This window comes from Levilactobacillus sp. HBUAS70063 (assembly GCF_038374745.1).
In the GTDB taxonomy this organism is placed as follows: Bacteria; Bacillota; Bacilli; order Lactobacillales; family Lactobacillaceae; genus Levilactobacillus.
Genome location: NZ_JBANSM010000007.1, coordinates 133,558 through 160,152 on the forward strand (window position 1 = coordinate 133,558; position 26,595 = coordinate 160,152).

Annotated in this window: 29 protein-coding genes and 2 pseudogenes; 1 reads left to right on the forward strand and 30 read right to left on the reverse strand. The window is 46.9% G+C overall.

Annotated features, from left to right (window positions below; all coding sequences use genetic code 11):
- Positions 1 to 228 precede the first annotated feature (228 nt).
- The 26 genes and pseudogenes from V8I28_RS11355 to terS form a co-directional block, all read right to left on the reverse strand.
- Positions 229 to 2,937 (reverse strand): fibronectin type III domain-containing protein, encoded by a 2,709-nt coding sequence (locus V8I28_RS11355; RefSeq protein WP_341780215.1) that lies wholly within the window; start codon positions 2,935 to 2,937, stop codon positions 229 to 231.
- Positions 2,938 to 2,939: 2 nt separating this feature from the next.
- Positions 2,940 to 3,599, reverse strand: coding sequence for a hypothetical protein (locus tag V8I28_RS11360; RefSeq protein WP_341780216.1), 660 nt, complete (start codon positions 3,597 to 3,599; stop codon positions 2,940 to 2,942).
- Positions 3,589 to 4,767 carry a baseplate J/gp47 family protein gene (locus V8I28_RS11365; RefSeq protein ID WP_341780217.1) on the reverse strand — a complete coding sequence of 393 codons (1,179 nt, stop codon included), beginning with the start codon at positions 4,765 to 4,767 and terminating at the stop codon, positions 3,589 to 3,591. Before V8I28_RS11365 ends, V8I28_RS11360 begins: the two co-directional genes overlap by 11 nt.
- Positions 4,754 to 5,152, reverse strand: a complete 399-nt coding sequence (locus V8I28_RS11370; RefSeq protein ID WP_341780218.1) for a hypothetical protein — start codon at positions 5,150 to 5,152, stop codon at positions 4,754 to 4,756. The genes V8I28_RS11365 and V8I28_RS11370 overlap by 14 nt, the downstream gene beginning before the upstream one ends.
- Entirely contained in the window at positions 5,152 to 5,496 is a 345-nt protein-coding gene (locus V8I28_RS11375) for a hypothetical protein (protein ID WP_043022744.1), read from the reverse strand. Before V8I28_RS11375 ends, V8I28_RS11370 begins: the two co-directional genes overlap by 1 nt.
- Positions 5,496 to 6,737, reverse strand: a complete 1,242-nt coding sequence (locus V8I28_RS11380) for a hypothetical protein (protein ID WP_341780219.1) — start codon at positions 6,735 to 6,737, stop codon at positions 5,496 to 5,498. Before V8I28_RS11380 ends, V8I28_RS11375 begins: the two co-directional genes overlap by 1 nt.
- A complete protein-coding gene (locus V8I28_RS11385) occupies positions 6,727 to 7,119 on the reverse strand; it encodes a phage baseplate plug family protein (protein ID WP_445928210.1) in 393 nt (130 codons plus the stop codon). The genes V8I28_RS11380 and V8I28_RS11385 overlap by 11 nt, the downstream gene beginning before the upstream one ends.
- A gap of 11 nt (positions 7,120 to 7,130) precedes the next feature.
- Positions 7,131 to 7,778, reverse strand: coding sequence for a LysM peptidoglycan-binding domain-containing protein (locus V8I28_RS11390; RefSeq protein WP_341780221.1), 648 nt, complete (start codon positions 7,776 to 7,778; stop codon positions 7,131 to 7,133).
- Positions 7,778 to 13,324, reverse strand: a complete 5,547-nt coding sequence (locus V8I28_RS11395; RefSeq protein WP_341780222.1) for a phage tail tape measure protein — start codon at positions 13,322 to 13,324, stop codon at positions 7,778 to 7,780. Before V8I28_RS11395 ends, V8I28_RS11390 begins: the two co-directional genes overlap by 1 nt.
- A gap of 14 nt (positions 13,325 to 13,338) precedes the next feature.
- Complete coding sequence (locus V8I28_RS11400; protein ID WP_341780223.1) at positions 13,339 to 13,509, reverse strand: hypothetical protein; 171 nt, start codon at positions 13,507 to 13,509, stop codon at positions 13,339 to 13,341.
- Between the two features lie 10 nt (positions 13,510 to 13,519).
- Positions 13,520 to 13,894, reverse strand: a complete 375-nt coding sequence (locus V8I28_RS11405; protein WP_341780224.1) for a hypothetical protein — start codon at positions 13,892 to 13,894, stop codon at positions 13,520 to 13,522.
- Between the two features lie 71 nt (positions 13,895 to 13,965).
- Positions 13,966 to 14,364, reverse strand: a complete 399-nt coding sequence (locus V8I28_RS11410; RefSeq protein WP_341780225.1) for a hypothetical protein — start codon at positions 14,362 to 14,364, stop codon at positions 13,966 to 13,968.
- Positions 14,365 to 14,378: 14 nt separating this feature from the next.
- Positions 14,379 to 15,416 (reverse strand): DUF3383 family protein, encoded by a 1,038-nt coding sequence (locus V8I28_RS11415; RefSeq protein ID WP_341780226.1) that lies wholly within the window; start codon positions 15,414 to 15,416, stop codon positions 14,379 to 14,381.
- Positions 15,417 to 15,428: 12 nt separating this feature from the next.
- On the reverse strand, positions 15,429 to 15,899 hold the full coding sequence (locus V8I28_RS11420; protein WP_341780227.1) for a phage neck terminator protein: 471 nt from the start codon (positions 15,897 to 15,899) through the stop codon (positions 15,429 to 15,431).
- The gene (locus V8I28_RS11425; RefSeq protein ID WP_341780228.1) at positions 15,892 to 16,266 is read right to left on the reverse strand and encodes a hypothetical protein; all 375 of its coding nucleotides are present in this window, start codon (positions 16,264 to 16,266) and stop codon (positions 15,892 to 15,894) included. The genes V8I28_RS11420 and V8I28_RS11425 overlap by 8 nt, the downstream gene beginning before the upstream one ends.
- A complete protein-coding gene (locus V8I28_RS11430) occupies positions 16,266 to 16,865 on the reverse strand; it encodes a hypothetical protein (RefSeq protein WP_260246094.1) in 600 nt (199 codons plus the stop codon). The genes V8I28_RS11425 and V8I28_RS11430 overlap by 1 nt, the downstream gene beginning before the upstream one ends.
- A complete protein-coding gene (locus tag V8I28_RS11435) occupies positions 16,865 to 17,191 on the reverse strand; it encodes a DUF4054 domain-containing protein (RefSeq protein ID WP_341780229.1) in 327 nt (108 codons plus the stop codon). Before V8I28_RS11435 ends, V8I28_RS11430 begins: the two co-directional genes overlap by 1 nt.
- An 11-nt stretch (positions 17,192 to 17,202) precedes the next feature.
- Positions 17,203 to 17,565, reverse strand: coding sequence for a hypothetical protein (locus V8I28_RS11440; protein ID WP_015474101.1), 363 nt, complete (start codon positions 17,563 to 17,565; stop codon positions 17,203 to 17,205).
- Between the two features lie 10 nt (positions 17,566 to 17,575).
- Positions 17,576 to 18,454, reverse strand: a complete 879-nt coding sequence (locus tag V8I28_RS11445; RefSeq protein ID WP_042254688.1) for a DUF2184 domain-containing protein — start codon at positions 18,452 to 18,454, stop codon at positions 17,576 to 17,578.
- Between the two features lie 14 nt (positions 18,455 to 18,468).
- Entirely contained in the window at positions 18,469 to 18,933 is a 465-nt protein-coding gene (locus V8I28_RS11450) for a structural cement protein Gp24 (protein ID WP_341780230.1), read from the reverse strand.
- 14 nt (positions 18,934 to 18,947) lie between these two features.
- The gene (locus V8I28_RS11455; protein ID WP_341780231.1) at positions 18,948 to 20,051 is read right to left on the reverse strand and encodes a DUF2213 domain-containing protein; all 1,104 of its coding nucleotides are present in this window, start codon (positions 20,049 to 20,051) and stop codon (positions 18,948 to 18,950) included.
- A gap of 11 nt (positions 20,052 to 20,062) precedes the next feature.
- Entirely contained in the window at positions 20,063 to 20,332 is a 270-nt protein-coding gene (locus V8I28_RS11460) for a LysM peptidoglycan-binding domain-containing protein (RefSeq protein WP_341780232.1), read from the reverse strand.
- A 22-nt stretch (positions 20,333 to 20,354) separates the two neighbouring features.
- Entirely contained in the window at positions 20,355 to 21,083 is a 729-nt protein-coding gene (locus tag V8I28_RS11465) for a phage head morphogenesis protein (RefSeq protein ID WP_341780233.1), read from the reverse strand.
- A gap of 101 nt (positions 21,084 to 21,184) precedes the next feature.
- Complete coding sequence (locus tag V8I28_RS11470; protein ID WP_341780234.1) at positions 21,185 to 22,546, reverse strand: anti-CBASS protein Acb1 family protein; 1,362 nt, start codon at positions 22,544 to 22,546, stop codon at positions 21,185 to 21,187.
- 16 nt (positions 22,547 to 22,562) lie between these two features.
- Positions 22,563 to 23,826 (reverse strand): annotated as a pseudogene (locus V8I28_RS11475) (PBSX family phage terminase large subunit).
- A gap of 15 nt (positions 23,827 to 23,841) precedes the next feature.
- Positions 23,842 to 24,594 carry a phage terminase small subunit gene (gene terS, locus V8I28_RS11480; RefSeq protein ID WP_341780235.1) on the reverse strand — a complete coding sequence of 251 codons (753 nt, stop codon included), beginning with the start codon at positions 24,592 to 24,594 and terminating at the stop codon, positions 23,842 to 23,844.
- 268 nt (positions 24,595 to 24,862) lie between these two features.
- Between terS and V8I28_RS11485 the strand changes: the two genes are divergently transcribed.
- Positions 24,863 to 25,078, forward strand: coding sequence for a CsbD family protein (locus tag V8I28_RS11485; RefSeq protein ID WP_035464847.1), 216 nt, complete (start codon positions 24,863 to 24,865; stop codon positions 25,076 to 25,078).
- Between the two features lie 37 nt (positions 25,079 to 25,115).
- Here the strand turns inward: V8I28_RS11485 and V8I28_RS11490 are convergent, their stop codons facing one another.
- The 4 genes and pseudogenes from V8I28_RS11490 to V8I28_RS11505 all read right to left on the reverse strand — a co-directional run.
- Complete coding sequence (locus tag V8I28_RS11490; protein WP_341780236.1) at positions 25,116 to 25,292, reverse strand: hypothetical protein; 177 nt, start codon at positions 25,290 to 25,292, stop codon at positions 25,116 to 25,118.
- A 62-nt stretch (positions 25,293 to 25,354) separates the two neighbouring features.
- Positions 25,355 to 25,738 (reverse strand): type II toxin-antitoxin system HicB family antitoxin, encoded by a 384-nt coding sequence (locus V8I28_RS11495; protein ID WP_061777551.1) that lies wholly within the window; start codon positions 25,736 to 25,738, stop codon positions 25,355 to 25,357.
- A gap of 116 nt (positions 25,739 to 25,854) precedes the next feature.
- On the reverse strand, positions 25,855 to 26,052 hold the full coding sequence (locus tag V8I28_RS11500) for a type II toxin-antitoxin system HicA family toxin (RefSeq protein WP_042750942.1): 198 nt from the start codon (positions 26,050 to 26,052) through the stop codon (positions 25,855 to 25,857).
- Positions 26,053 to 26,293: 241 nt separating this feature from the next.
- Positions 26,294 to 26,595 (reverse strand): annotated as a pseudogene (locus tag V8I28_RS11505) (DNA adenine methylase); the annotation flags it as partial.

Consider the following 26,595-nt stretch of genomic DNA (forward strand, 5'->3'; position numbering starts at 1 on the left):
CCCTGCTTTGTAGCGGCGAATTTTTACCAAGCGGTACGGAGTCGTTGATGCATTACTTGTGTTTGCCATGTTTCAGTTAATATGGAGGCGAGAGCCGACATTGGAGTTCGCGTTAGTCGACGAGTTGTTGCCGTTCCAGTACCAAAGACCGGAGTTGCCAGCGTTCCAATTCCAGCTGCCTGCATCAACAATCCCAAAAGACCTGGGGGAGATATCCCCCAGACCCCCTTACAAAGCCTTCTTAAGGAGGCGAGAGCCGACATTGGAGTACGCGTAAGACGACGAGTAGCGGCCGTCCCAGCACCAAAGACCGGAGCTGCCGGCGTCCCAACTCCAGCTGCCACCAGTGTAGACCACACAGTTACCACTGTCATTAACGTAGCCATCGTCATGATAGTAAGTATTGTATGAATCGTTATTGGAAGAAGTTGGCGCCGTTACTCCAGGGTGCTCCTTATCAAATCCAAGACCAGTAATATTTCCATTTATCGAATGTAATGAATAATTGAGCTTGTAATAGGGGCTTGTGAACACGTCTGATACATATTTGGTTGCGTCATCACATGAACATAGCGATAGATTGTTGATATTCAACCCGTCTGTAAACATTGCTAAGTTGCCATAAAGATTCTCAATCCCACGATAAGTCATTGATCCATAGCCATTAATATGGTTAACGTTGCCGGATGATCCCTTAACACCGTCAGCGGCGCCAGTAGATTCTGCGCCAGACAGTACGCTGTCAGTAACCCCCTTCATAATTGACTGGGAATCCAGCGTGGCAAATTCAATCGTGAACAGAACTTGCAAGGCATCTAATGTATGCACGTCCCACAAGTGATAGCCCTTCTTACCATTAACATTAAGCGCAGTTGCTGAAGTTCGGAAATGGTTAATATCCAAGTTGGCCGTTGGATTAACCCCGGATTTCGACTTTAAACGGCCGCTTTCAATGAATCCTTCATATCGGGAAACATCGACATAGTTCAATTCTTTCTTATTGTCAAAATCATAGAAGCAGTTTGGGAGATACCAGTCATCTCCTTGCTTAACCAATGAAACTTGCCAAGTGCTTAATGTTTTATTTTGAGTCTTACGGATATAGAATTTCGGTACCCGGACAAACTCATTACCATACGAATCGGTGACGGTTTTGTCCATCAATCCCCATGGCCCGCGAGTATCAAAGTCGTTCTGAGCGCCATTAATCCCAGCTTTGAGGCCCACCGCAGCATCGGTCCGCTGTAAGGCCCCGGATGAGGAGCCATCCCAACTAACGCCGTAGATATTGCCATCAACGGCTGGTACTGGGTCACTGATCGTAAAGTAGTTGCTTGACCCGACTGCATTTTCAGCATTAACGCGGAACAAGTAATCGCTTCCGACTTCAATGCCATCAGTAACCGTACCAGTAAGGCTATCAGGATTTAATGCGACTTTCGTCCAGTCCGCGCCACCTTGCTTTTGATACTCCAGGCTGTATCCGGTGATTTCAGAGCCACCATCACTTTCTGGTGCCGCAACCGTGTAGTCGAAGCCTTTTTTACCAGCGTCGTACTCAACTGTCAGTGACGGGATTCCTGGCACTACGGCGGTCCCCAAAGTAATCACATCAGTATAGCCACTTGAACCCACCGCGTTTTGGGCCGCTGCTTTAAAGTCATATGTCTTCGGAATGCCAACGCCAGTGAGCTGGCCGCTTAATTCATCTGGCTTAACAACGACCGTTGTCCAGTCATCCACGCTATGATCTCTCCACAGCAAATTGTACTGTATGATGTCACTGAAACCGTCCTTCTCGGGCGCAGTCAGTGTATAGTCAAAGGCTTTGCTAGTTGCGTTGTACTTAACTGCCAGATTTGGAACTCCGGGCGTCTTCACTGTTAGTACATCTTGACCATTACTCTGCAATCCGGCAGTAAAGTTAGATAACTTAGTAGTATCAGCAAGCGTTGATGGTAAACTGCTTGCTAGTAGTAACGGGTTATTGTTTACCGTTGGGGTGGTGTTAAAGTTGTTTGCTCCAGATAGGTGAGCGACTTTGGAATCGTCAGAAGATTGAATCCAAGAAGAAAACACGATACCTACTGCGGAATGCCAGTTTCTTCTTGCTACCCAACTGTTATTAGTGTTATAAGCAATTTGAACACCGTTAAACTGTGATATTGGAATAATCTGATAAATTGTCCAATTATCAGAGTTAGGAGCTGTATTCAAACCATTTGGTACTTGAAAGAATCCAGCAGTCTTCATGGTATTTAAGTCTGTCCCAGATGGCTGAGAAATGATTGACGAGTGCAATACTTTACTATCATCAGCTGGTGTGTAGCCAATTTTATCTTGCTTGGCATTAACTTCTTCTATACCTGCGACATCATTTGCAGGTTTACGCATATCCGCCGTGTGCACAACCGTACTATCGTCAGCTTTGACGTAATCGGCCAATGCTGCTTTTAGGATTTCGTTAGTAACGGCGCCAGCTGGGTTAACTGATATTTCGACGTTACTTGCCTGACCAACAACTGTTTCCAGATCAATTCCTAATGCAGACCCCATTGCATCTTGATGGATATAGACTGGGTCCTTTAGCACGGTGACACTGTACAGCACTTCCTTACCATCACCATCAACTGCGAAAAGCCCAACTGAATTCATCTGGTAATTATTAGGTGCTTTGGTTTGGTCGATTGCAACATTGACATTGACAGTATTGTTGTTGATGACTGTCACGGTATTAATGTCAGCTGTCTGCTGTACATTATCCAGAGACGTCAGGACTTGTAACTCGGTAACCGATTGATTAAAAAGATTAGTGGTGCTGATTTCTGCTTTGGTAAATTTTGCCGTCGTCTCATTGGCGATAAGCCGTGCGGCTATTGACTGGGCGGCAGTCGTGAGGATAGTCGTTGCACTTCTCTGTTCGTCATTACTTGCCACTATTACCCCTCCTTTGCCTTAATTGTTTGTCTAATTTTGGTGACACTAGCTAGTCCTGCATCGCCTTGCATCGAGATATGGCGGTCCTGTGCGACGTTCATTGTTGTATGAATTGTCTGGTGAACCATAGTATAAGAGGCCATATAGAGATTACTTTTGACTGTCGTTTGGAACTGGATCGAAGCTACTCTGGTTGGAGCCGCAACGGATGCCCGGACCTGGTCAAGCAACATTGCTTCCTTCTCCTGTGAGTCAACATAGATTGCCGGGACATTCAAGACCTCAATTGCCATCGGTTCACCAGTTACGTTCCAAAGAGGGCGTACCCGGAATTCATGTGGGTCCGCAGAGAGGATTGCCGAGACGACATCATAAATCTGGTTGATAGTCCCATCGGTATGACGTCGCGCAAGACGGGCGTAAATCATTCGCCGATAGAAGTCGTCATCCATCTGTCCTCGATAAACTCCAATGAGGTTACCTATTCTGTCTAGGAATCCGCCCTCAGCAGTGTCTAGTGACCGCATTTTCAACAGCATATCCAATCGCTTCTCACCAGCACCTATCGGCTGTTCGACCAACTGCATCATCTTCCAATTGTTCGACCCAGTAGACCGATCAAAAGATGGCGGTAAGTCCTTAATTGTTGGATCAATTTGCATTAGTTACCACCTCGATATTGCCCGGAGCATAAGTTGCTGACTCAAAGGTCTCTAGCTGGATATCGGACGCTGCTAAAGTATCAGTTGTGCGCCCAATCTTGATCTCCGCATCAGTCACGCCGACCACTCCATAAACCAAAGTGTAGAGATAAGTAAAACGCACCTTATCTCCCATCGTTAGAGAGTTAAGATACGTTTTGATGTTGGCTTTAATTTGGTCAATTCCATCTGTCTCAAATAAGGTACTATCAGTATCAAGCGTGACCGTCATAAAGATTGGCACGCCTGTTGGACGGTCAAAGCGAATCTCTTGCGGGTGCCCGCCACGGTCCAGCACCTTGCAAACCGTTGACCCTACTGTCTGAGTCCCACCAGCAAGAGTATCGCTAATAGCTTGAGCTACATCACCATCGATGCCACCTGCAGCATAGACGTGAATTGATTTTGGCGGGTCACTATTTTCGTCAACCTCATTAGTGTCATTGACGTTGACCTCTACTTGATCGACTCCGGCCACGTTAGCCACTGATGATCTGATTCCGTCACGAGTAGCTCCCGACAATGATTCTTCGAAGACTTTTACCCGGTTCTTAAAAGTCTCATCATCCTCGGTAGTCATACCACCAGTCGCTGCCACCGGATTAGTGACCGAAGTGATCTCTTCAACCGGCATGGTCTGCTTAGTAATCGTAAATGCTGCGACATTCGCATCAGCTGACTCATCCATTGAAACTGCAATGCCAGAGCCGTTGCCATCGGCATCCAAAATAACTGCATCTTCAAGTATGAAGGTTTGTCCATCTTCCGTTTCAAACATCTCATCAGCATCGATCACTGTTCCTGCTTTTCCGGTAAAAGATAAAGACACGTAAGCTGGTTGTGATTTATTTCGGGTTAGTCCTAATAAGGCAACAACCTTGTCTAAGGTAATCCCTGTTGCGGTATCGAAAAACCACGAGTCCCAAACGTTCCCGATAGTTTGCTCGTACTTAGCCATTCGGTGAGCCACGATACGGATAAAACTACCTAAGATAGACTTTTCAGCCGTCCCGATATTAGAACCCATCAGACTACCAGCAAGCTCAAATAGGTCAATTTGAATTGCATCCTCTGGCTCCGCTACATAGCCTTGCGGCGTTAGTCCGTACTCAGCATCAGTTTCCGCCATCAATCGTCACCTCCTGTTCTATTTCCTCTTGATCATCTTCAATACCTGTTTGGTTCATATCAACGGTCATTTTCAAATTTACTGACAAAATTCGCGTTTTATGGCCCAAATTAAAAGTGGTATCTGTGATGGCTACCACTCGGGGTTCCTGCTCCAAAATTGCATCCTCAAAATCAGCTTGGGCAAAGGCTTCATTAAAGTCTTCACCGATAAGATTTTCATAGTCCATTCCCAAATCGGGTTCTAGTGGTGCGTCCCCCAGCTGATTACTGATGATGGTGCGAATTCCTTGAGCCAACTCCTCTTTACCAGTAACCGTCTGCATTTCACCATTTTCGATGACTAAATCGCCGTTCTCATCTTGTTTTAAATCTCGTAATTCCATTAAAACACCGCCTCGATAAAAGCATCATTCAGACTATGCAGACGATCCGAAGCGTTTGAGATATCTCCAGTATCGCCTACATCGGCTTCTGAAACGTCACGATCAAAGAAGCCCACACTTACGCTGACATCCTTTTTCACATCGTCTCGAGCATGCTTAGGAATTCGTACACTCAGAATCATCCCTCGCTTATCGCCATCAGACGCAAGGTCTTGTGGTTGTACGGTACAGGTATGATCCGATTCTACCGAAACTACTCGGCAAAGTAGGTGGACATGTGTCTCACGCTTTACTTTTCGTGCAAAGAAACGAAAAAATTTTAATTCTGGTCTTTTGTTTGCCATTACTTAAGCACCCCCGTCGTTAGGAAGGACGACCCATCATAAGTGTGTTCCCCGTTATCTACGACCATCGTACGATTCAGATTTCGGCTTTTGACCTTGATCACCGCATCTGTTGTTATTCGATGCTGTAGTAGACAACTAAAGCTCCAAGATTCACCATCGTCATCTTCACTGTAGGCAGGCTCATCAGTGAGTCCGGTTTCGTTTGAGAGTAAGAACTCAGCAGGCTTGGTTGCTGTACTATTCTTCTTGGCCCCTCCGGCTTTTCGTAAAGCTTTTTCAGCCTTAGCCAGCAACTTTTTAGCGTCGATCCATGCATCCTTGGCATCCTTGACCTCTTTGGTCCGTTTGGTGTATGACTCAACGGCATTCTTGTGAGATTTAAGACTCCCCACCTCGCTGATACGCTTTTGCCAGTGTGCGATTGCTTTTTTAGCCGCCTCTTTACCACTCTTAGTCTTAGCCTTCTTCAGCCGTCCCTGAGCCGCTGTCAGATTCTTCTTGTAAAGTTCCCGGTCCTTAGAGATTGTTGCTTTTGTAGACGACCGATACTTGGCTGCCGTCCCCTGCTGTTTCAACTTGGTCAGATAGGAGTTATGAGCCGACCGGACTGCAGTACGCCGTGTCCGTACGATTTTCTGCAAGTCACTGGAACTGGTGTCATAGACTACACAGTATTTTCCACGCACAATTCGGAGAACAGAACCACACTTCTTAGCGACAGACTCAATCAGTTCCAACGGCTGACCATCAGCTGTATAGCCCTTTTTAAATTTCTTTGGAATTTGTAACTTGATGGATTTCAGCGGAATACCTGACTTTTTGGCAATCGACTTGATAACTTGTTCAGCGTCCGACTGTCGCTTAAAGGTAATTGAAACATCTTTCTTTTTTGAGTAGTCGGCACCCTGAATGAAGGTAAAACTGAACTGCGAGTCAACCCCGGACCATAGCAGAGGCAGAATTTTGTTGATGTTACCCTCCGTCAGAACCCCAACATCACCTTTATATCCTGCGTAAAGTGTGACGTGCTTTCCTTTTTTAAAAAGAGCCCGTGTCTTCTTAGATAGGTTCATGATGGTCACTGTCGCAACATCTGGTGTGGGCTCACTAGAAAATAGCACACTAAACTGAATCTCTAGTAAGTGATTCAGCCGGTTGAGATTTTCAAGCGTCACTTTTTCCTTACCTGTATCCAGAACCAACTTGACTCGCCGATCCACTTGATACTTAGCTGCCATCATCATCACCTCCATCTTCGCCAATTCCAACATAGTCATCGCTACTAAGATCATCTGTTGGGTCAATATCATCAATCATCAAGAAGACGGTTCGTCCAAAGGTTTCAGCATTGACGGCTGTAGATTGTCCAGATTCGTCCATCGGCACAAGGTCGACCGCTGGTAGTCGGTCATCATTGACATAGGCCCATAGTCGATGATTGAGTACCAATTTCTCTCCCAAAATGATGGGATTGAGGTCCTCGTCGTATAAATCGACCGTAAAAAAATCACCAACAACGTTGTAAGCAATCCCAAAGTTGAAGGTGATATCCGCTAATTCAATTTCAAAGATTTCCGGTAGGTCATCAACATCTACCGGAATATAGTCACGCTGTGACACCACCATTCACCTCACTTAACTCGAACCCGGACACCAATCGGAATCCTCCTATCCGGATACTTATTCCACTTGCGTAACGTTGCAATCGAGGTTCCAAAACTTTGATGGAATCCCCAATAGGTATCACCGGCCTTGGTCTTGCGATAAGTTCTCTTGGCCTTTTTGGATTTGGTGCTACCGGTGCGTTTCTTCTTACCGTTGTTTTTCTTCCCCTTTTTCTTGATTCGGGAAGTCTTCGCGAAATGTACAAACTTCAGAATCATAGTAGCTTCAATGGTTGAGGCATACTTCTCACCATGTCGGGTCAAGTCTTCGATTTGAAGATGCTTGTAGTAAACGACAGCACCCTTAAAGACCACCTGAGTACCATCAAACCGCCATTTATTTAATTTGGTCCAGACTTTGTTGGCCTTAGCCATCGTGTCCTCTTGAATCAAGATTGAAAGGGTGATTGTCTTACTTGTTGGCCGCGAATGATCAGTGATGGGCTCGCCTTTTTCAATAGCATACTGAGTTACTTCTGAAGCAGAATCATCATCCTCAGTCTTGGCATGAATCCCGATTCGTTGAGACATCTTATTTTTTCCGTACTCGTGCATGTATGCACCAAAAAACTCGGAAGTCCCATCCCGAGTTCGCTTGTATACAGGTTTTACCATTATGCTCCTCCTAACAGGTCTTGTAGCTGTTCAAAGCTTTCGCCCATCGCTTCCTTAACCCACTTCATAACTTGTTGCTTCGTGACATTTCCACCAGCATCACCAGTGATATTGACATTGATCGTTGGGTGAAAATCAATCTTGGATTTACTACTGTGTCGTGAATTTGAAGGGATTGATTGGTTCGCAATCTGCTTCGATTTCTCGTGTGGATAAATGGTCCCAGCTGAGTCTGGCTTGAAGAGTTCTGGCCCCTTCTCACCAACAATTGACCACTCACCAACCTTCGGACGACCACCCTTGGCATACCAACCATGTACTTTTCTGAATGCTAATGCCTTATCAATGCCTCCGTATCGGCCATTAACGTAGCTCTTCATCCACTTCAATTGAGTAATTGGATTGGTCTTCCAATCAGACCCCGCAGATGCCATCTTTGAACCAGGTAGGGCTTGAGGAATACCGTAGGCAGAACTGCTTGGATTATGGATTGTCGGGTTCCATCCAGACTCTGGTGTAATAATTGAGTTGTAAGCAGCAAATTGGCTTGCCGGAATGCCAGCCTGTTCTAACCAATGTTTATGGCTCCCAGAAGGAGCCGCACTTGTTCCACCTGATCCTGAGTCATCATCGACGTGCAAACGTTTAGAAATCCAGGACAACGCTGACTTGCCAATCTCTTGCTTGAAGAGTTTTTCAACGCCAGTATCCTTAGGCTTACTCTTCTCCACACCAGAACTCTTGCCATGCATCTTGGTGACATCGTACCAGCCGCGGGTTGAAGTCCCCCCATGGTCCCACAAAGACCCGTGAGAGACACCGACGTGCAAATGAGCTCCGCTACCAGCACCATTTAATGGTCCAAGAGTACCTAGTGTTTGCCCCGTTTTGACTTTGTCACCAACGGAAACTTTGATATTTCTCATTCCACCAAATTCTTGGTAGATTTCCTGATAACCGTCATCACTCTTAACGGTAATGACCTTACCTAAAGCCCCGGGGGCCCAAACAGGATTTCCAGCACGTGTTACAACCCCACCATGCATAGCATGAAATGGAGTTCCCAACGCTGCGCCAAAATCTACGCCATCATGGCTACCGCCGTCACGACTGTCACCAAATTTCTGGCCATTGCCACCTGTGCTCCACCCAGAACCTGGTGAGTGCGCCCAGTTACCGCCGGCCCCGCTGCCACCATTTATAGCATCATTGATGACGTTCCAACCAGCCTTGTACCAATTAGGACCGACAGAATCTGTTGCGCCCTTGGCTGTAGTGGTCAACCCACGTTGCAGGTCGGACCCTTTAGGTTTAATCGTCTTGTCATCAAAGTCACGTTTCCAAGCAGCATCTGGGTTCTTATGATTCTTAGTAGCCAGACTAATCAGCTTATCATCAGACGCACCAGTACCTTTCTTGAAGTGTGGCAAGTATGGTTTGGCCTTCTCAACCTGTGATCCGTTGAAGACTTCATCACCCTTTTTCAGGGGCGTAATGACATCCTTACCAATAGGCTTCAAAAGTTGACTGCCACGGGCCACTAGTTCTTGTCGAGGGCCACTCGTTGCGTCGTTAAGGACAGCCAATTGATCACTAGCGATTGGACCCTTAGACCCAGTTGCATAGTGAATTGGCTTCAAAACAGACTTGTTCCCACCAAACTGTGCCAATGTGGTATCAATGCTACTGATACCCGAATTCATTGATGAAATTGCACCGGCCATTCCGTCATGGGCTTGGCCTTTTAACTTGCCAAAAATGGACCCAAAATCGCTAACTAGGTCCGTTGTGACGCTGTTAAACTGCTTGTGCATTGACTTCAGTGAGGCAACCGTATCATCTTTGACGTCGTCAAACTTCTTGACCGCCTGCTTATGCAGTTTCGTGGTCTCAGATTCCGCATCAGTGCGAGTATCATGCCACAACGAGGCATTCTTCTTGTTGAGCCGTTTCAGCGATGAAGCAGACTTCTTAGACATGTCACCATAGTTCTTGGTGACTGATTTCGACATCTTTTTAGATTCCGAAATTGAGTCCTTAGAGGTCTTCTTGCTCAGTCCCGGCATAGTGGACCCACTACCGGCTGCAAAGCTGGTTAACTGGGTCGTGCCAGCAGCAAAGTTAGGGAGTCGTTGCCCAAAGGAACCTCGCGACATCTTAGCAACGTCCGCGTGACTGTAGATACGATCACCTGACCGCACCTGCAGAAGCTGTGCACCTCGGGCCCCCACAACACTGAATTTCTTACCGCGTTGCAAGACTTCGGAGCCGTTTTCTCCAACCATTGCCATACCAGTCTTACGGATGGCACCACCAGTAGCTTTTCCAGGAAGTCCCTGATTGACTGTAATCCCGCTACCCATATAAGTTTTCCCAGCTGCCTTGGCTAACTTGTTTCCGGGATTGTAGTTATTCTTGATGGACTTCGTATTAGATACTGGTTTCTGGTGTTTAGCACCAGTAGCAGATGAGTTTTGATTAAGCATAGTTTCAAGATTATTGGACATAACGCCCATAATCCCGTTGATACCACCTGCGGCATCAGCAGCTGCTTGAACTACGGCATCGCGTTGCTTTCCTGCCCAGTGCACCGTTTTCTTGTACTGATCATGTGCCGCACTAGTGGTTTTGTCGTACTGCTTTTGAGCGTAGCCCTTGATTCGCTTATATTCGGCAGAGTGGACACCATAAAGCTGCTTGGCTGACTTTAGAGTTTGATCATAACGGTCCTTTGCTGAAGAAACTTGCGCAGTATAAGCTTTTTTTGCGTTAGACTTCGTCAGACGATAGGACTTGGCCGATTGTCTGATTACTGAGTTATATTGTTTGGTTGTTAGCTTGATTGTCCGAGAGTTTAGACTTCTTAGTAGGGATTGTTGCTTCTGATTTCCTTTATCGGTTAGCTTGAGAATATCTGCATTCAGCTTCCGAACCAGTGCAACCCTGTTCTTACCACCGGTACGCTCATCACGTTCAATCGCCGTATAGTCGGCTTTGACAGCCGCCAAGTGCTTTTGATTGTATGACTTTTGTGAATTAAGTGCCTTTTGTGCTGAACCAGCACTAGTTGCACCAATCTTTTCCAAAAAGCTTGCGGCCTTAGTTGATTTAGAAGTCGACTTATCGACATATCCCGATAATGCTGAGTATGCCTTATTGTACTTAGCGCTATTAGACGTAAGCAGTGAAGACTCGTCCGCCTTAATCTTTTTGGTCTGCTTTAGGGAAAAATCAGCTGCAGCATTGGCCCAGTCCTTATTTGCCGAACTGACCAGCTGAGTCGCTGTCTGGGTGGCGGTTCGTGCATCCTTTGGCAAAGAGTCGAAGGGATTGTCCTTCTTAGATTCTTTTCCAGAAGACTCATGCGAGCTGCCACTAGACTTTCCGGAAGGAACATCTTTCCCCGTTAGAAAATTCCAAGCTGCTCCAACCTTGTTACCAATCCATTCATCAGTCCCAATGCCGCCAAGGAACTGGTTCTTAGCGTTTGAACTGATGCCTTTACCCTTAGCCGCTTCGGACATGCCTTTCGACTGCCCGGCGATAGCTGAAGGTAAGTGGTCCGCAATGAGTGTGACACCAGCGGTTAAAAGACTAGCCTTGGCTAACCCGCCAACTAGACCCTTCCCCTTAGAAAGTAAGCCTCCACCAGCAGAGGCCCCAGAGGTGGCAGTACTTGCCGCTCCCTCAGATTCTGCTAATGCCGTTGATGACGCCGCTAATGCATCTTGGGAAACGGCTAAGCCTTTAATAAGTTTAGCCGTCTTGATGGCAGCGCTCCCCAGCGTCGTGATGACACTAACGACCTTTGCCGCTGGTGCCAGCGCCGCCACCGTGATGGCAGTCCACGTCAGCATGGTCTTTTGTGACTTATCGAGTTTGCCGAATTTCTCTAGCAATCCTCCCATACCGATTGCCAGTTTAGTAATCGACGGGAGTACCGTTTGTGCAAAAGTGATAGCTAAACTCGATGCTGCCTGTTTGAACTTGTTAATCTGGTTTTGAGCAGACCGCATGTTCTTTGCAGACAGCTTGCCGGTATAGTCATTCTTAGCTGACTCCTTGACCTTCTCGTTTAACTTGCCAAGCTGATCAGCATTCTCGGCTAAAATGGCCCCGGCTTGTTGCCCTGTTGCCCCAAACAGATTATGAAATACGGAAGCTTTTTCCGTTGCTCCTAGTTTGGCACTATGCTTTTGAATTAGGCCAAAAGTGTCAGCCATAGACTTCATATCACCATTTTTCTTGGTGAAATCTTTGGTTGAAAGTCCTAATTTATCAAGCGCACCTTGTGCTGCTTTTGAAGGTGACTGTAGACTGGTCAGTGTCTTACGTAACCCAGTCCCGGCTTTATCAGCTTCGAGACCATTATTAGATAAAATACCGATTGCACTGGAAGTTTCGGACAGACTCAATCCGGCTTGCTTAGCACTGACACCAGCATAACTAAGAGCGATCCCCATCGAATGGAAGTCCGTAGCCGTCAAATCAGCGGCGTATGCCATTTGATTAGTAACTGTCTTAGTGTTCTTGATCATGCCAGCAGTAGAGTTAGCCCGCATTCCGAAGGACTCTAAGGCTGCTGTTGAATCATGTACAACGTCTGAGAAACTGTCCCCAGAAGCTACAGATGCCTTTAGCATGGACTTCATAGAACCAAGAGACTGCTCAGAGGTGTAACCACGCTTGGTTAGTTCCTGGTACCCCTCAGCAATTGACTTCTGGGATTTACCGTACTGAATAGAATATTTAGCGCCGTCAGCCTGCATTTGCTTAGTGGCCTTCAGTGAAGTTCTGGCACTCTCACCACCAGTCGTCAGCAAGTTATTGGTGACCTTGTACTCATGCTGAAGCTCAATGGCCTTCTTAGCGCCATAGACAAACGCGGCGCCAACACCTAGGCTTAATGCCTTGGTCTTATCATAAACACGGTTAGCAGACTCAGACACCGTCTTCATGGACTTCTGGGCTCGATTGAATCCGTTGAGTTCGTTAGAAGTCTTAGCCATCTGTAGGCCTAGATCATTAACACGCTTTCGCTGTGCCTGATAGGCCTCTGAAGTTGAGCCACTAGCTGTCTTTACACGCTGAAGCTGAGTTACCTCTTTGCCGTACTGAGTCTGCAGACTCGCGTATGTGCCACGCAGTGACCGAATATGGTCACTGTTGGCAGCGTGTGCATGACCTTGGGCCTTCAGCATCTCCGTATAGGAAGCATCAGCCTTTTTGGTTAGCTCAATAGTACGTTGAGAGGATTTAAGAGCCGTATCGTATTCCTTGACCTGCTCTTTCAGCTTGGCCCTATCTTGCGCAGACTCTCGATCCTGTCGTCCAGAATTGCGTTGGGCCTCAGTATAAGACTTGGCAGCTGACGTAGACTCTCGCTGTGCCGCTGCTGAAGTTCGTTGACTGGCTGAGAAACTGGCACTTGCTGTCGTTGCCGACTTCGTTGCTGTTTCTAGCGTTTTGACGCTACCTTCCGCAGACCGTAGCCCACTATCATCCACTTTCCAATCGATATCGATTGTCGTATGCTTGATTGCCATGCTTTTTCACCTCACTATTCTTCTGGGTCTATCCCTTGCATCAATTCAAATTTTTTGTCAGCTTGATAGTTAAACATTTCTAGTTCATCAAAGGTCGCCAACTCAACATCTTCGCGCGTAGCAATCCCCATCTCAACCGGCCACTCATACTGCCGATTATTCCGATAGGCAAGCTCCAATTGCATTCCTTTTCGATTACTTTTGCAACCATTTGCCAAGAAACTGATCAGCTTTTTCCATGACCTCACCATAGCCGTCATGTTCATCCCAGTAATCCCAATTCGTCTTGGGGTCCACGATTACCGTATTCATCAAGCTTTCATTGTATGTGGTGTTATCAATGACTCCATTTCCCATGCGTGCAAAGTCAACGATGTTGTGTGCCTTCTTTAAGCCAGGGAAAAAGAACGTGTAGTCTTTGGGGCCATCGTAATCATCAACCGTGATGGTTTCGGTCTTACCCATCCGCTTAAGTGGCATCCGTTCTACTTCGTCACGTTTCTGCCGTGCCTTCGCAACATCATTAGTCGCCTTAGTGTCTTGTGATACAGTTTTCTTTGCTTCAGTCATTTGTAATCATCCTTTACAATAAATTTTTGGTACAAAAAACGCTCAGGGAGTCGAACCCTAAGCGTCTAGTTTTATTCGCTCATTTCATCGTTGTAGTCAATGCACAAGATTACCCATGCTTTAACGCCGGTCTTGGTCCCCGCACCAAATGATGGCACCTTTTGGATCTTGGCCTGATTCGAGTAAACCCGTTCGTGTGGCGTCGTAACACTCAATGTAAATTCTTTATGAGCATTAGCGAGAGCCATCAACTTAAGGTTTGCTGGTGAGCCAGCAGACAGGTTAATCGTGATAGTTCCATGAATGTCATTGTTTGTACTAAAAACACCCCAGCCTTGAGCATCAACGTCATAATCTTCAGAGTTGTTGGCTCGTTGGCCTGAGACCATGTCTCCGGGTTGATATCCGTACATGGGTTCACTATCAGCAATGACCTTGACATCAGTTGCATCGTAATTCCATTTAGCCATTATTTATCACCCCTTTAGTATGGAAAATCGAGAGTACCGCCGACCTTCATGCCATGCACAGCATCCGCAGGCGTGTAAGACCAGTGAATCCCGTTGTATTGACGGTTCTTGATGTCCTCAACAGACAGGTCGGCATACTTATCAGCCGTAACTGAATAGTCCGCTGCCTTAGTTGTGGCATTGTAAGCAATAATCCCGTTGGCATAGGCCGTAGAGAGAACTTTCTCAACAACTGCTTGGAGTTGAGCAAATCCAAGATCATCGAAAGTGATCTTATCTTGCGTGTTCAACAAGTCTTGGAGCGCTGACTCAATATTGACCTTGACCCAATCACTACCATGCAGAACATCGATCCAGTCTCCGGAAGCTGTCCAGCCGTTAGAGCTAACGGCCTTTTTCCCCTTGACTACATAGCAAATACCATGAGCCGCCTCAATTGCTGCATACTCGGGGTAGGACAAGTCATCGACCTCAACGCCCACTAAATCGCCCTTACCTTTCCACGTCACAGAGCCGACCGTTTGGTTAGCTACTCGACCTAAAAAGGCCACCGGAAAGTTATCCGTCGTGGCCTTATGAATTAGGTTAATGGTCCGCTTATTGGTGTAAGCCTTCGCTGCATCCGGCGTGGGGAACTCCGCAACTAAGAACTTAAAGTTCTGTTCTTCGATGTAGTTGCTCAGTTCCAGCTGATCTGCATCACTGTCACCAATAACAACGGCAAAATGCCAAGCGCTAAAGAAGTACGCCGCAGCGGCCGCAGAAATCCCGCCAGTCGTTGCCTTCGTGTCAGCATCAGTCGTGGACGCTGTGTAGGTGATCACTTCAATCGTAGTCCCTGCATTCGGTTGTGCGTAGTATGCTGATGCCACCTTATAGATGTCAGTGCCTTCCGCGTAGTCAGCTGCTAAGGCATCCAAGCTTGAATACACTTGGTCCTTTTGGGTATCACCCTTAATAAAAAGTCCCGGAACCCCTAAACCAACAGGGATTACCGGGTGGTTGACATCAATCGTAACGATGATGTCACCAATCTTCGTAGCTACAGTCATTTAGCTACCTCCTTAATTTGTATTGTCTAAGTTAATCTTATCGATGGTTGGAATATCTTCATGGAAGCCATCCACTACTCGAAGGTGTAAATCAAACCCAACGCGCCGTTCATAATTGACGGACTGAAAAACGCTTCGGTTGTCGAAAGAATCAACATCGGCAATGACGATATCGTGATCTGTTCGAAATTTGCGACGCACGGCATCAGATTTGAGATTCTTGAAGAGCTTCATAGCGAGGTCTTGAGCCTTAATGCTGTTGTCACTACAGCAAGTCATTGAGACCGTCAAATCGAACATCTCGCCGTTATTCATTTGCTCCATGTCCTTGATGTAAGGCGTAGTGATCTTATAAGTGAAGAAAGGGTAAGCGCGTTGTGGGCCAGAGAAGTCCTGCTCAACTAGGTCGCATCCCACTAAAGACTTAACTTCGTCTATTAGAACGTCGGCTAGTTCTCCATACTCAAAAGAACCGTCAGTCATGGTTACTTACCCCCTTCAGGTCATACTCGTGTACGTCAGAGTAATCCGTATAATCCCGCTCGTGGTCAACAACGTATTTTCGACCGGTCCGCTTATTTTCAACGACTGTTCCCTTAGCGGCCTCCATCGTTGAATACCAAACAGCATCGTAAGATTGCGTCTCCCCACCCGCGTTATGCTGAACCTCCATGCTGTACAGTGATGTCTTGGATGGCACCACCAGTGGCTCACTGACCTCAACTGGTGGCGTCTCAGAGTCCTTAACCCAAGTTCCATGCTCTAAGTGACCACCCTCACCATTGGCAGGTAGATACACTAGCAGTGGGATTCCAAATTCCACTAGCATGTCGGCAAATTCTTCATACATCAAACGTTCACCACCTTATATCTCACAGCATCAATAAGATGACCTGTATCTTCCAGTGGTGAGTTAGAACCTTTACGAGCAATAGTTATGGGAGAATTGGCAGGTGATTCAATGGAGCGTATTTTTTGCACGATACTCCGTTGAATGCGATTACCTAAAGATTCCATGATTTTTCTAGCTGTAATACCGCTATCACCCATCCCCAGCTCGATAACTTGATCAACAAGATACTCAACCCAATCATCAACATTTTCGTCAAAGGTAGACCGAATGAAGGAACGCTCTGGGATATGAACTTTCTTTGCCAGATAGAACATCGGGATAAGTCCGCCCTTACCATCACTGACAACAAGAATATTTTTATCCTTAGGTCGAAAAAGGCCCTCAATGTCCCGGGCCTTGGCTCCCTTTGGCGCATTCTCGGTGGGAATCGTCAACCATTTGCCGTTTTTCGGTTCAATATCAGCGCCATATTCGTTAGCGGACGCAATCATTTGCATAAACGACCCATCCTCCCCAAATATCCCAACTTGTAGTTGAAGATGATTCAGCTCCGCCATCTCCCGCTCAACGTCTGGAATTCTGTCGAAATCTTCCATCAAATCACCACAATTCTAAGGGAACCGCCGTCACCGAACTGACTCAACAAGTAGTTGTACCGGTCTGCCCAATCGTTGACACCCTTGAAATATTGCTTCTTCAAATCCCCAACTTGTTTCAGGGAAACACGATCATCCTCACGACTGATTAGGCTTGCTGCTAGATAGCGACATGCCTGCTCCTGATACTGTGCGGGGAAGCCACGGCTCTGAACCTCGGTCCAAGCGTCATCAATTGCGAGTTGAATAGTATCGTCACTGACCTTCGATAAATCCGACCGAATCAGCCGAACGTTCTGGATGGTGCTCTTATCCGCTTCATCCACTTAGACCACCTCTATTCATCTTCTGGGGTCTTTAATTCAGCAATCCGAGCCTTCAACGTGTCCACCATCTTTTTACGACCGGCACCGCGTTGTTCATCGGCTAACCACTTGGTCAGTGTCTCAACCGATACGGTGTCAGCAATTTCAGGCAGCGCTTGGTCAAGGGTCATGTCAGTAACGCTTTGCACGTCCTTGCCACCTTTACCTTCAACAGCAGATAAGGTGCCCTTTTCAATTAAAAAAGCATTCAGCTTGTTCGACTTGATAGCCGCGTTGAATGCTTCGGATTGCTTCTTGGTGAGTTGGTTAGAACCGGGGACCAGTTGCACCCCACCAACATTATGAATGAATTTACCCTTATTTTTAACTAACATGGCGTCCTCCTTAGATTCCTGACAACTTAACGATGGCGTACGGCGTCTTGATTACCAGGCCACCGGTCCGTTCATCGTAAGGCACAATCGTGTTAGGATAGTGCGCTTCTTGTGGGAACTGCGTAACGTCACGAGGGAGCAAGAAACCACCGGTTTGTGAAGTGGAATCAAAGATCATCGCACATTCTGAGTTATCCAACCCCTTACCAACTAAAGCAGAGGTTGTTTCGATGGAATTAAACCAGCCGGCGGCCTTGATGACTTCCAGAATAGTCCGGGAGTCGTAGTCACTGTAACGTGAGTTCAAAGATTCATATTGGGCTGGTGCTAAAACTAGCTTCAACCGCGCTTGATTGAACCCCGGAATTACAGTAATTAAGGACTTAGCCTTACGTAAGGTCTCTTGCATCTCTGCCCCGGTCGACTCTGAAAACTTCTTGTCGGCGTTCATTGCCTGAATACCTTCAAGGTTTGTCAGACCAGTGATACCAACCTTTGATTCCCCGTTGAAGATGATGTCATTTTCCTTTTCGGAGATTGCCCGGCGGACCGTTTCAGCTTTATCCGTTTGAAGCGGTTGTCCGGCCATTTGAGCGGCAAATACTTCCTGATACGTGAAGTGAATACCAGCGGCAATAGTGTAGATTGGCTGATAAGCTCGCTTAACGTCTTCGTCGACCATCGGCAAGTCATCGGCCCCGTTGGCAATAACCTTGGCAGCACCGTGCCGGGTCATTAGGCTGTACCCGTAGGTCTCTGCCCCGGGATTTACCCCAGGAATGGTTGGAAACAGTGACCGACCAATCAATTCTTCTTGTGGTGCCTTAAGCACCGTTTTTTCCATCGCGATTAAGTCGCGATTTTCAATCATTGCTAATTCTTGTGGCATCTACTGTCGCCTCCTTATGGCAAGTTAATTTGAAGTTGTGCCGTTGAGCCCGCAGTGGCGTCGTTGGCAACAAACTTACCCGCTGTCTTGAACGTCCCCACAATCGTGTCAGCATCTGCAGCCGGCTTGAAGTTCCCAGTCGTCCCGTCAACAGCAGCTGGCTGGCCTTCCGTAACATCGGCCGTGATGGCAACATTGATGGTCCCCTTACGCAAAACAGGAACCATCTGCTTAGCCTTGTACTTAGACGTTTGCGGAGAATCATCCAAGTTATCGACGTAGTCCTTGGCTACTGCAACGCCATAGAACTTACCGTCACTAACGGTCGTAACAGCCCCTGAGCTCATTTGAACGGCAGCTCCGGCAGCGACTACCCCAGCAGCGACTGCTGAGTCAACTTCTGTGTGCCGAATGTCGGCAATCTTGCCCAACCCAATGTTGGGGTCCATGTACATTTGTGGTCGTGGAATTAATCCCATGAGTTATCCCTCCTTTACTTGTAGGCGTTGGCTCGGTCGCCTTTGAGCTTATCTACCGAGTCAGTTTCGTTTTGATTCCCGCCTTGGCCACCCAACGTGTGAGTGAACCCTTTCTTATCTGCCAAGGAAACCGCAGAATCGTAAAAAGCATTAATGTAGTCGTCGGACTTATCCTTTTCATCAAACGAATCATTGGTTGTTTTGATGGCAGCCACCTTAACTTCCCGGTCAGTCTTTCCCTTGAAGTCGAAGCCATCACCGACGAAACGGGCCGCACTAGTCTGTAATGCAAGCCGCGCATCAATACGCTTGTCTAAGGCGTCTTGATCAAGTTGCTTATCTTGAGCATCCTTAAGCTGAGTCTTCAAGGCATCCCGTTCGCCCTTGAGTGAGTCGGCTTCCTTCTTAGAGCTTGCCGCTTCGTCATTCGCCCCGTTCAGTTGCTTCTTTAGCTTTGCAAGTTCAGCCTCTTTAGCAGCCACTTGCTTCTTTAAGTCGTCGTGGGCATCTGCAACATGCTGGTCCACTTCGAATTGTTGGCTGTCGATAATCAAATTAGCCATGTGTTTTCCTCCTGTATTCGTGTTGTTATCGCCCATAACAAAAGCCGCACTGTCATGAATTGAAATCCCATGACCTGCGCGGCCTCTATCTACGATAGCAATGTGATTAATCTTGATGTTGCGCTGAGCGGCGTCATACTGGGATCCGCCATACTCCCCGGACTCCGTGGGAACATCGGCATTGAAGCCAATCGAAAGTTCCCGCTTGCCCGATTTAACCTGAGCAATCATGTCTGGGTCCGTAATGGTTGCCCCAACTACCAGCTTATTGTCTTCAACGTGGGCGTCACTATCGGTCATCCCTACAGATAATGCCTTGAAGTTCCGCACATCAACACCCACGTTTGGGTGGTCATTGGTCAGTGGCTTGTTATTCGCAGATTCGATGGTTTCCTTAGAAAATACCTCGTCCGGAAGCTTTGCCACTTGGGAGACACTTCCACCATTACGCATATACGGAAAAACTCCGGGACGCGTAATCGGAAACTCGCCGTGTAAATAGCCTTCAGGCGTCTCAACATACTTGCCAAGCTCAGCACGATCATAAAATTTCATGCAATCACCTCCTATGGCAATTGCAGAACCTTACCGGGCTTAACCGAATAGTCCTTCAAGCCATTAATTTGTACAAGTGTGTCCAGTGAAATACCAGCATCAGTGGCAACCCGCCATAGCTTGTCGCCTTCTTTTAAGGTCACGGTCTTGGCCGTACCCTTAGGCTTAGTTGCTGGTGCTGCTGGTGTCGTACTCGAAGCATACATGCTAGTAACAGTTTTAGAGCTAGGTGCTGCAGAGCTTGACGTACTTGCGGCACTAGATGAATTTGTATCTGCCATACTTTCACCTCCCTTCGTTTCGTTATTCTTCTGAGTCATCTAATTCGTCATCAAAAACTGGATCACCAGTACAACGGCACCCATAATCTTCTCCGGGTAGCAAGTCAGCCGTGTCGTAGTTGTAGATAATGCCTTCACGTGCCACATGACTGGCACGTTCACGCTCGTCCATCATTCCACGCCATTGAAAGTGGTTAATTCCAGCTGCTTGGTGCCTAGTACGGGTCATCTGACTGTAGATGGTCCCGGACTGGTCCCGGGCAATGAAAGCGGCGCGATTTCGGCTCATCTTGCCTTGGTGACGAATTGCCTCCGCCATCTCGCCGTATGATTGTCCCTTGGTAACACCGCGGTAGATAATTTGCTCAATCTTCGTCGCATAATCATCGCGGATACCCTTGATGTAACTGACATTTTCGGCAATCTTGCCTTTAATGTAACCATCGAGCTGTGCATCTCCTGCGACCGGGTTAATAGCCAAGACTACCGGCTTACCAGTAGAAAGCAATGTCGAATGTTTCACTAGCTCGTGAGATTGAATCTGTGACGACACGTTGGCACGATTGCTAGTACTGATAGCCGACATAAACCGCTCAACCATTTGCTGGGCGTCGGTATCGGTGAACGAACCGAGGATCAATTCTTTTAGCCGTTCGATTAAAGACTCAACCCAGTCGATCATGTCGTCGTTGTAAAGTGAGTCGTTAACGGTTCCCCGGTCAATTACCGGCTTGACCTCTGACTTAAGCAACAGTAGTGTAGTGCTCTCAACTTGGCCTACAGCCTTACCGACAGTATGTGCGTATGATTTCTCAATTCTTAGTGGATAACGCGTGTGTGGCACTCTCATGACTAATCACCGCCATGTTCTTTGCGATAAGCTTCAACTACCGCCCGGCGCTCGTCATCACTCATACTGTCCATGTCAACTGAGCCGTCTGGGTCCATGCCACCTGACCCAAAGCGCGCCTCTCGGACCTCATTGGGCCCTTGCACGCCATTCTGGATGTAAATCTGGTCGGCCTGAGCGTTTGCTAAGCGAATCTGCGAATCGGTTTGCGAATCAACCGACCACAGCGGGTTAAATTCGATGGACCAGTTAACTGTGTCGGGGTCCAGCGGGCCGCCACACTCATCACTTGCCCGCATGAGCAATTTGAGTAGGTATTCCAGCTGGGGTCTCATCTTGTTCTCTTGGTCCGAAGCAATGCGGCTATAGTAGTTCATCACATCATACTGTGCCCCAGTCAGTGTCCCGGCCTCTTGGCCTTTAAGAACCGACTTAGGCATGCGGGCAGCGCCGCTAAGGTATTCCCACAAGAAATCAAGTAGGCTGTCAATGCCGCCGACGTTGGTTGATTCTTTGGTCAATTCGTCCTTGTCACTAATCAACGCGGTGGACTCAGTTCTAAACTTGGACGAAGCTGCCGCCCCAACCTGCAACAGCTTGTCGGGACTCGTGTCGTCAACCGATGGGGACTTGAAGACTTTGAAAACGTAGTCGTAAAGAATCTCACCGACCGAGTAGAGCCCTGTATCCATCGTCATTAAGATGTCGTAAATGGTCTCCAATAGCGAGACACCTTCCGTTTCATCTTCGAACCGCAGTTCTTGTTGGCGAAGCAAACGTGACTTATCTACCTGCTGTACCCCATAATAATTTGACCCTTGCACGTCAGCGGTTCCGTTGTTGATCTGATAACTTAGAGCTTGACCGTAAGTTGGTGAGAAGACGTCATCATCGAACTTGGTCTCGTTGACCTTCTTAGAGCTAAATGCCGTAAGAAATGGGATTCGCAACAGTCTGTCCGGGTTCAAAGGGTCCTCAAGACCATAATTCCAGCTCTCGGTCGTACTGATAGCAATGTACCCCGCTCGGTAAAGCCGTGAGTATCGGTAAAGGTCCTTGAATCGCTTCTGAGCATTCAGTTCATTTAATCGCGCCTCATACTTAGCTGCTAGGGTATTATCGTCCATCTTGATATGCCAGCCATTACGGGTCATATCCTCAGCGGGAATGTCCACAATGTTTCGGGCCATCGAATTCCCCCGATACAGTTGCTCCAACTCGTAGTCGTCCAAATGGTGTCCCATCCCCGGTCGCTGCATGCGGAAGGGGTCTGGGTGTCGTGTTCCTGCCGTTGGTGCCTGCTTGGTCTGCATAAAGTCCATAATCAATGGGTTACCATCAAGTCCTACAATGTCTTTGCTCATTCACTCACCTCCTTACTTATACAACGCCGAAGCGCTTCTCTAGTGATTCGTATTGAATAATGTACTTTTCTAGTCCGTATCTGAGTGCATCAATAAAATGGTTGTTGGCGTCGACTGGCTTATTCAGCCAGTTTCCGTCCTTATCACGGTCAAAAACGTACGTGTTAAACTCTTCAATCGCATGCACACAACTAGGCAGGATATGGATTCGATAGCCCTGCAAGAAGTTGATTCCATAGTCGATTGAATCAGGGCCTTTAATCGACGCATGCATACGCCGCACGCCTTTAGCCTGTAACTCATCAATCAAACGGGGTTCAGCGCAGTCAGCGCCAATGTCTGATTTCAGATAGTGGTTATCGTCCAACCAATCGAAGATATCCTGTGTCGTCATGGCCTTCTGATACAACTCTTTAAAAATCCAGATATCCTTGGTCTCGCGATTAATAGCAGCTTCAGCAAAGGTCGTGGGGTCATGAGTGAAACCAAAGTCCATCCCGTGACCTACGCCATCCGACTCAGCTACTACCTTGTTGACATCAAAGTCTTCAACAACCCAGTTTTCAAATACAAGTCCCTCAGCAACGCCCCAATCGCCATCACAAACGATCTTAGCTCGTCGAGGGTTAGTCCGGTACAGGTCAAGGTACCGCTGCTTATCGTCCTCACCCAGCCATTCGTTGCATCTAAAAGTCGTGGTTTGAGCAAACACGTCCTTGTAACGGGTCTCTTCGTCCCAGAACTTCTTCTTGAGCCACGAGCGATCTGACCAAGGGTTGAACGTCAACGTTACCTGCTTAAAAAATTCTGGATCAGGATTAGTACCACGAATGGATTCCATCACAGTTTCGAACTTATCGGCGTTCTCAATCTCGTAAGCTTCTTCAATCCAGACGAAACATAGGTTCCCTTTTGGCACTGATATGGATGTGATTTTCAACGGATCATCCATTCCGCGAAATAGGATTTTCTGCCCCGTCGGCATATACGTAATTTCAGGCAATCCAGAATTGCATTTAAAAAGACCATCCGCCTGTAATCGGTGAATAGCCCAGCAAAGGTCCGTGTAAGTCGATTGCCGGTTCGTGTTGCTGTAACGCCGAATCACAAGCAAGTTAGCCCAGGGGTACTGCATGATGCGGCTGATAAAGTTGAGTGCAGTCGTTTTAGACTTCTTAGAGCCACGTGAACCTTTTCACGACACGGTAAAAGTGCCTATCGTTCCAGAAATGTCCGTAGCCCTCCCCAACTAATTCATTTACCGTTGGTATCTTCTCCATTGTCACAACCACCTCCTACATTTCGGTATTATCATCTACTTCAACCTGTTCATCATCGCTGACTCTGGTAGCGCTAATAACAATTGGGTGTACATTGTCCGTCTTAGCGTTATCCTTTTTAAGCTGAGCAACCTCTGCTTTGGCCTTATCAACCTGGGCCTCCATCAGCGCAATACGTTTGCGGCGAATGTCGTTTTCATCAGCAATCGCTACGAACTGCTTAATCAGATTTCCTAGCGTACCCATTGCCCGGGACTGTGCCGCCATAAAGGTGGCCTGCTTATCCCAGGCGTACTGCACATCATAGGACTCAACCTTTCCAATGCTAGACACTTCATTACTCATATCAGACTGATCCTGCACAAACATAATTTGCTGTGCCCTGATAATTGCCGTGTACTGCAGCGTGATGTTTTGCCAGATGATATCGGCCGGCGATTGTTGCTCGACAACCTGCAAAATGTCGCTGGCTTCATCAGGAAGCCACTTAGCGAACAGGCCATGAGTGACCGCATTATGATTGTGCGGCGGCGCCCCACCATGGTTACCAACTGCATTATGATTCTCGTGGAGTGAATCGTAACGCTCCGTTTGAATCGGAGCGCTCCTTTTCGCGTTCTCGTCCCAATGGTCCGTCGATTTCCACTTACGGACCGTCGAAGCGGACACACCCAGCTCTGCGGCAATATCTTTAAGCGGCTCCTGTTTTCCGGATTCCAGCCAAATCGATTTAGCCTTGTCCCGGTCTGGATTTCTTAGTCTTGACAACCGTGCTCACCACCTCCCCACATCCGTGTTGTTTTGTAATTACTATTGGTCTCCATCTGATAATGCTTTTACCTTTTGGGCATCCTTTCCCAATCTTTCTTCAACAGAAAAAGCACCACTCTTTTGCGAGTGACGCTTGATTCAAAATCTGAAAATTTAAATTTATAAGTGTCATTTACACTATCTCTTGCAGGATCTCCTTATTAGACAAGCAAATTAAAATGTGGAATAATACTGTTGTAACAAATACATTATGGGAGGTTATATTATGAGTCTAGATGACAAGATTGATAGCACCAAAGATAAGGTAAGTGGAAAAGCTAAAGAAGTTGAAGGCAAGGTTACGAACGACAAGGCCCGTGAAGCTGAAGGTAAGGGTCAAGGTATTCTAGGTAAGGCTAAAGATAAACTGTCAGATGCCAAAGATGCTGTTAAAGATACGGTTGATGACGTAAAGGAAAAGTTAGATAAAGACGATAAATAAATTATTATTTTTAAGAAGACCCAAATCTGGTCTTCTTTTATTTTTTCACGCTTGTTACCCTGTTTTTTCTCCACACTGTAATACGCGGCTTATGTGGTCGCTGTGGCTTTTTACGTTGCCACCGTCCATCTTTAAGCTGACGTTCCAAGTCGCCCAAGCAACGCGCTTCTGTGCGGCTGACCAGGCCAAATTTTGTATTTACCATCTGGTCCATGCCGGCCACCTCCTAATTTTGGGCAAAATAAAAACGCCCCGAAGGACGTTATACGTTTGAAACTATACTTCCAATTTTGTTCTTAACGCTTCAGTTAATACCTGGGAAACATTAATTTTTCGTTCCTTAGCAATTACATTTAAATACTCTGGAATAGTCACATTTTTGCGAACGGTTCGCGAATACTTAATACGAAATTCTGCTAAGTCAACTGAGATATAAACCAAAGATTCTCCATCTTCTAGTTTAATATCTTCCGGATTTGATGGTTTAGGATAGTCCGATTGGTCTTCTAATAAGTTACCAATCAAATCTTCAGTCATAGCAACGGCGTCCAAGGTATTGTTTCCTTGCGTAAACCCGCCTTTTAGGTCAGGGACTCGAACAAAAATATAGTCCCCATCTTCGCTAAAAATAGCAGGGTAAATTACCATATCCTTCTTCATAGAGTCGATCTCCTTTGTGTTTTCTTTGTCAGTTTCATACTTCAGGGAGAAAAAATCAGGTTAGTATTTGAGAGTATACCAAAACGATCACTCATTTTGGCCGCAATAAAGAAACGCTATGGTTTCTCTATATTTGCTTCTCTCAAAATCGCGCGCTCCAACCCTTTTCCAAGTTCCTTAGCATGAATCGGTACCATGACAGTAATATTGCTTTGGGTGTTGTAGAGTTTTAAATGTGATGATCCATTCTGCGATTTCTCGATAAAGCCATGTTCTTTCAACAGTTTAACCATCTGTCGTGGCTTCATCGGCATACTACTCACCTCTTTATTATCGATAATCATATTATACACATTGAATACACACTTAGCAGCAAAAAAATATTCGTATGTAACAAAAAAGAGTCCTAGCGACTGCTGCCAGAACTCTCGACTAATTCTAACCTAACTCATATGGGAAGTTAACCATGGCATGGCATCCTGGTTGTCTACAGCGTCTTACTCTTGGCATCTTCATCATCCTCAAACATTGCTGTGACGTGTGTATGCTGGAGCCTTACCCCACGTACTTCAGCAACAATTCCTCCCGTCGTATTCCAACGCCCGTCATGTTGTTGCGTTTATTTCCCAAATTAAAAGCCACCTCGGTATGAGGTAGCTTCTTATATTCGCTTATATAGATTTGCTTGGCTGGACACGCGGCAAGCCAGGCGTAGAAGGCGTCTGGATCCCACCCGCCATAGTCCACTCCGGTGTTAACGTAAGGCGGATCACAATAAACAACGTCATCAGTATCGATGACTAGTTCGCGATAGTCATTTACGGAATATTGCAGTCGCTGCAGTCGCTCCAGTTGTT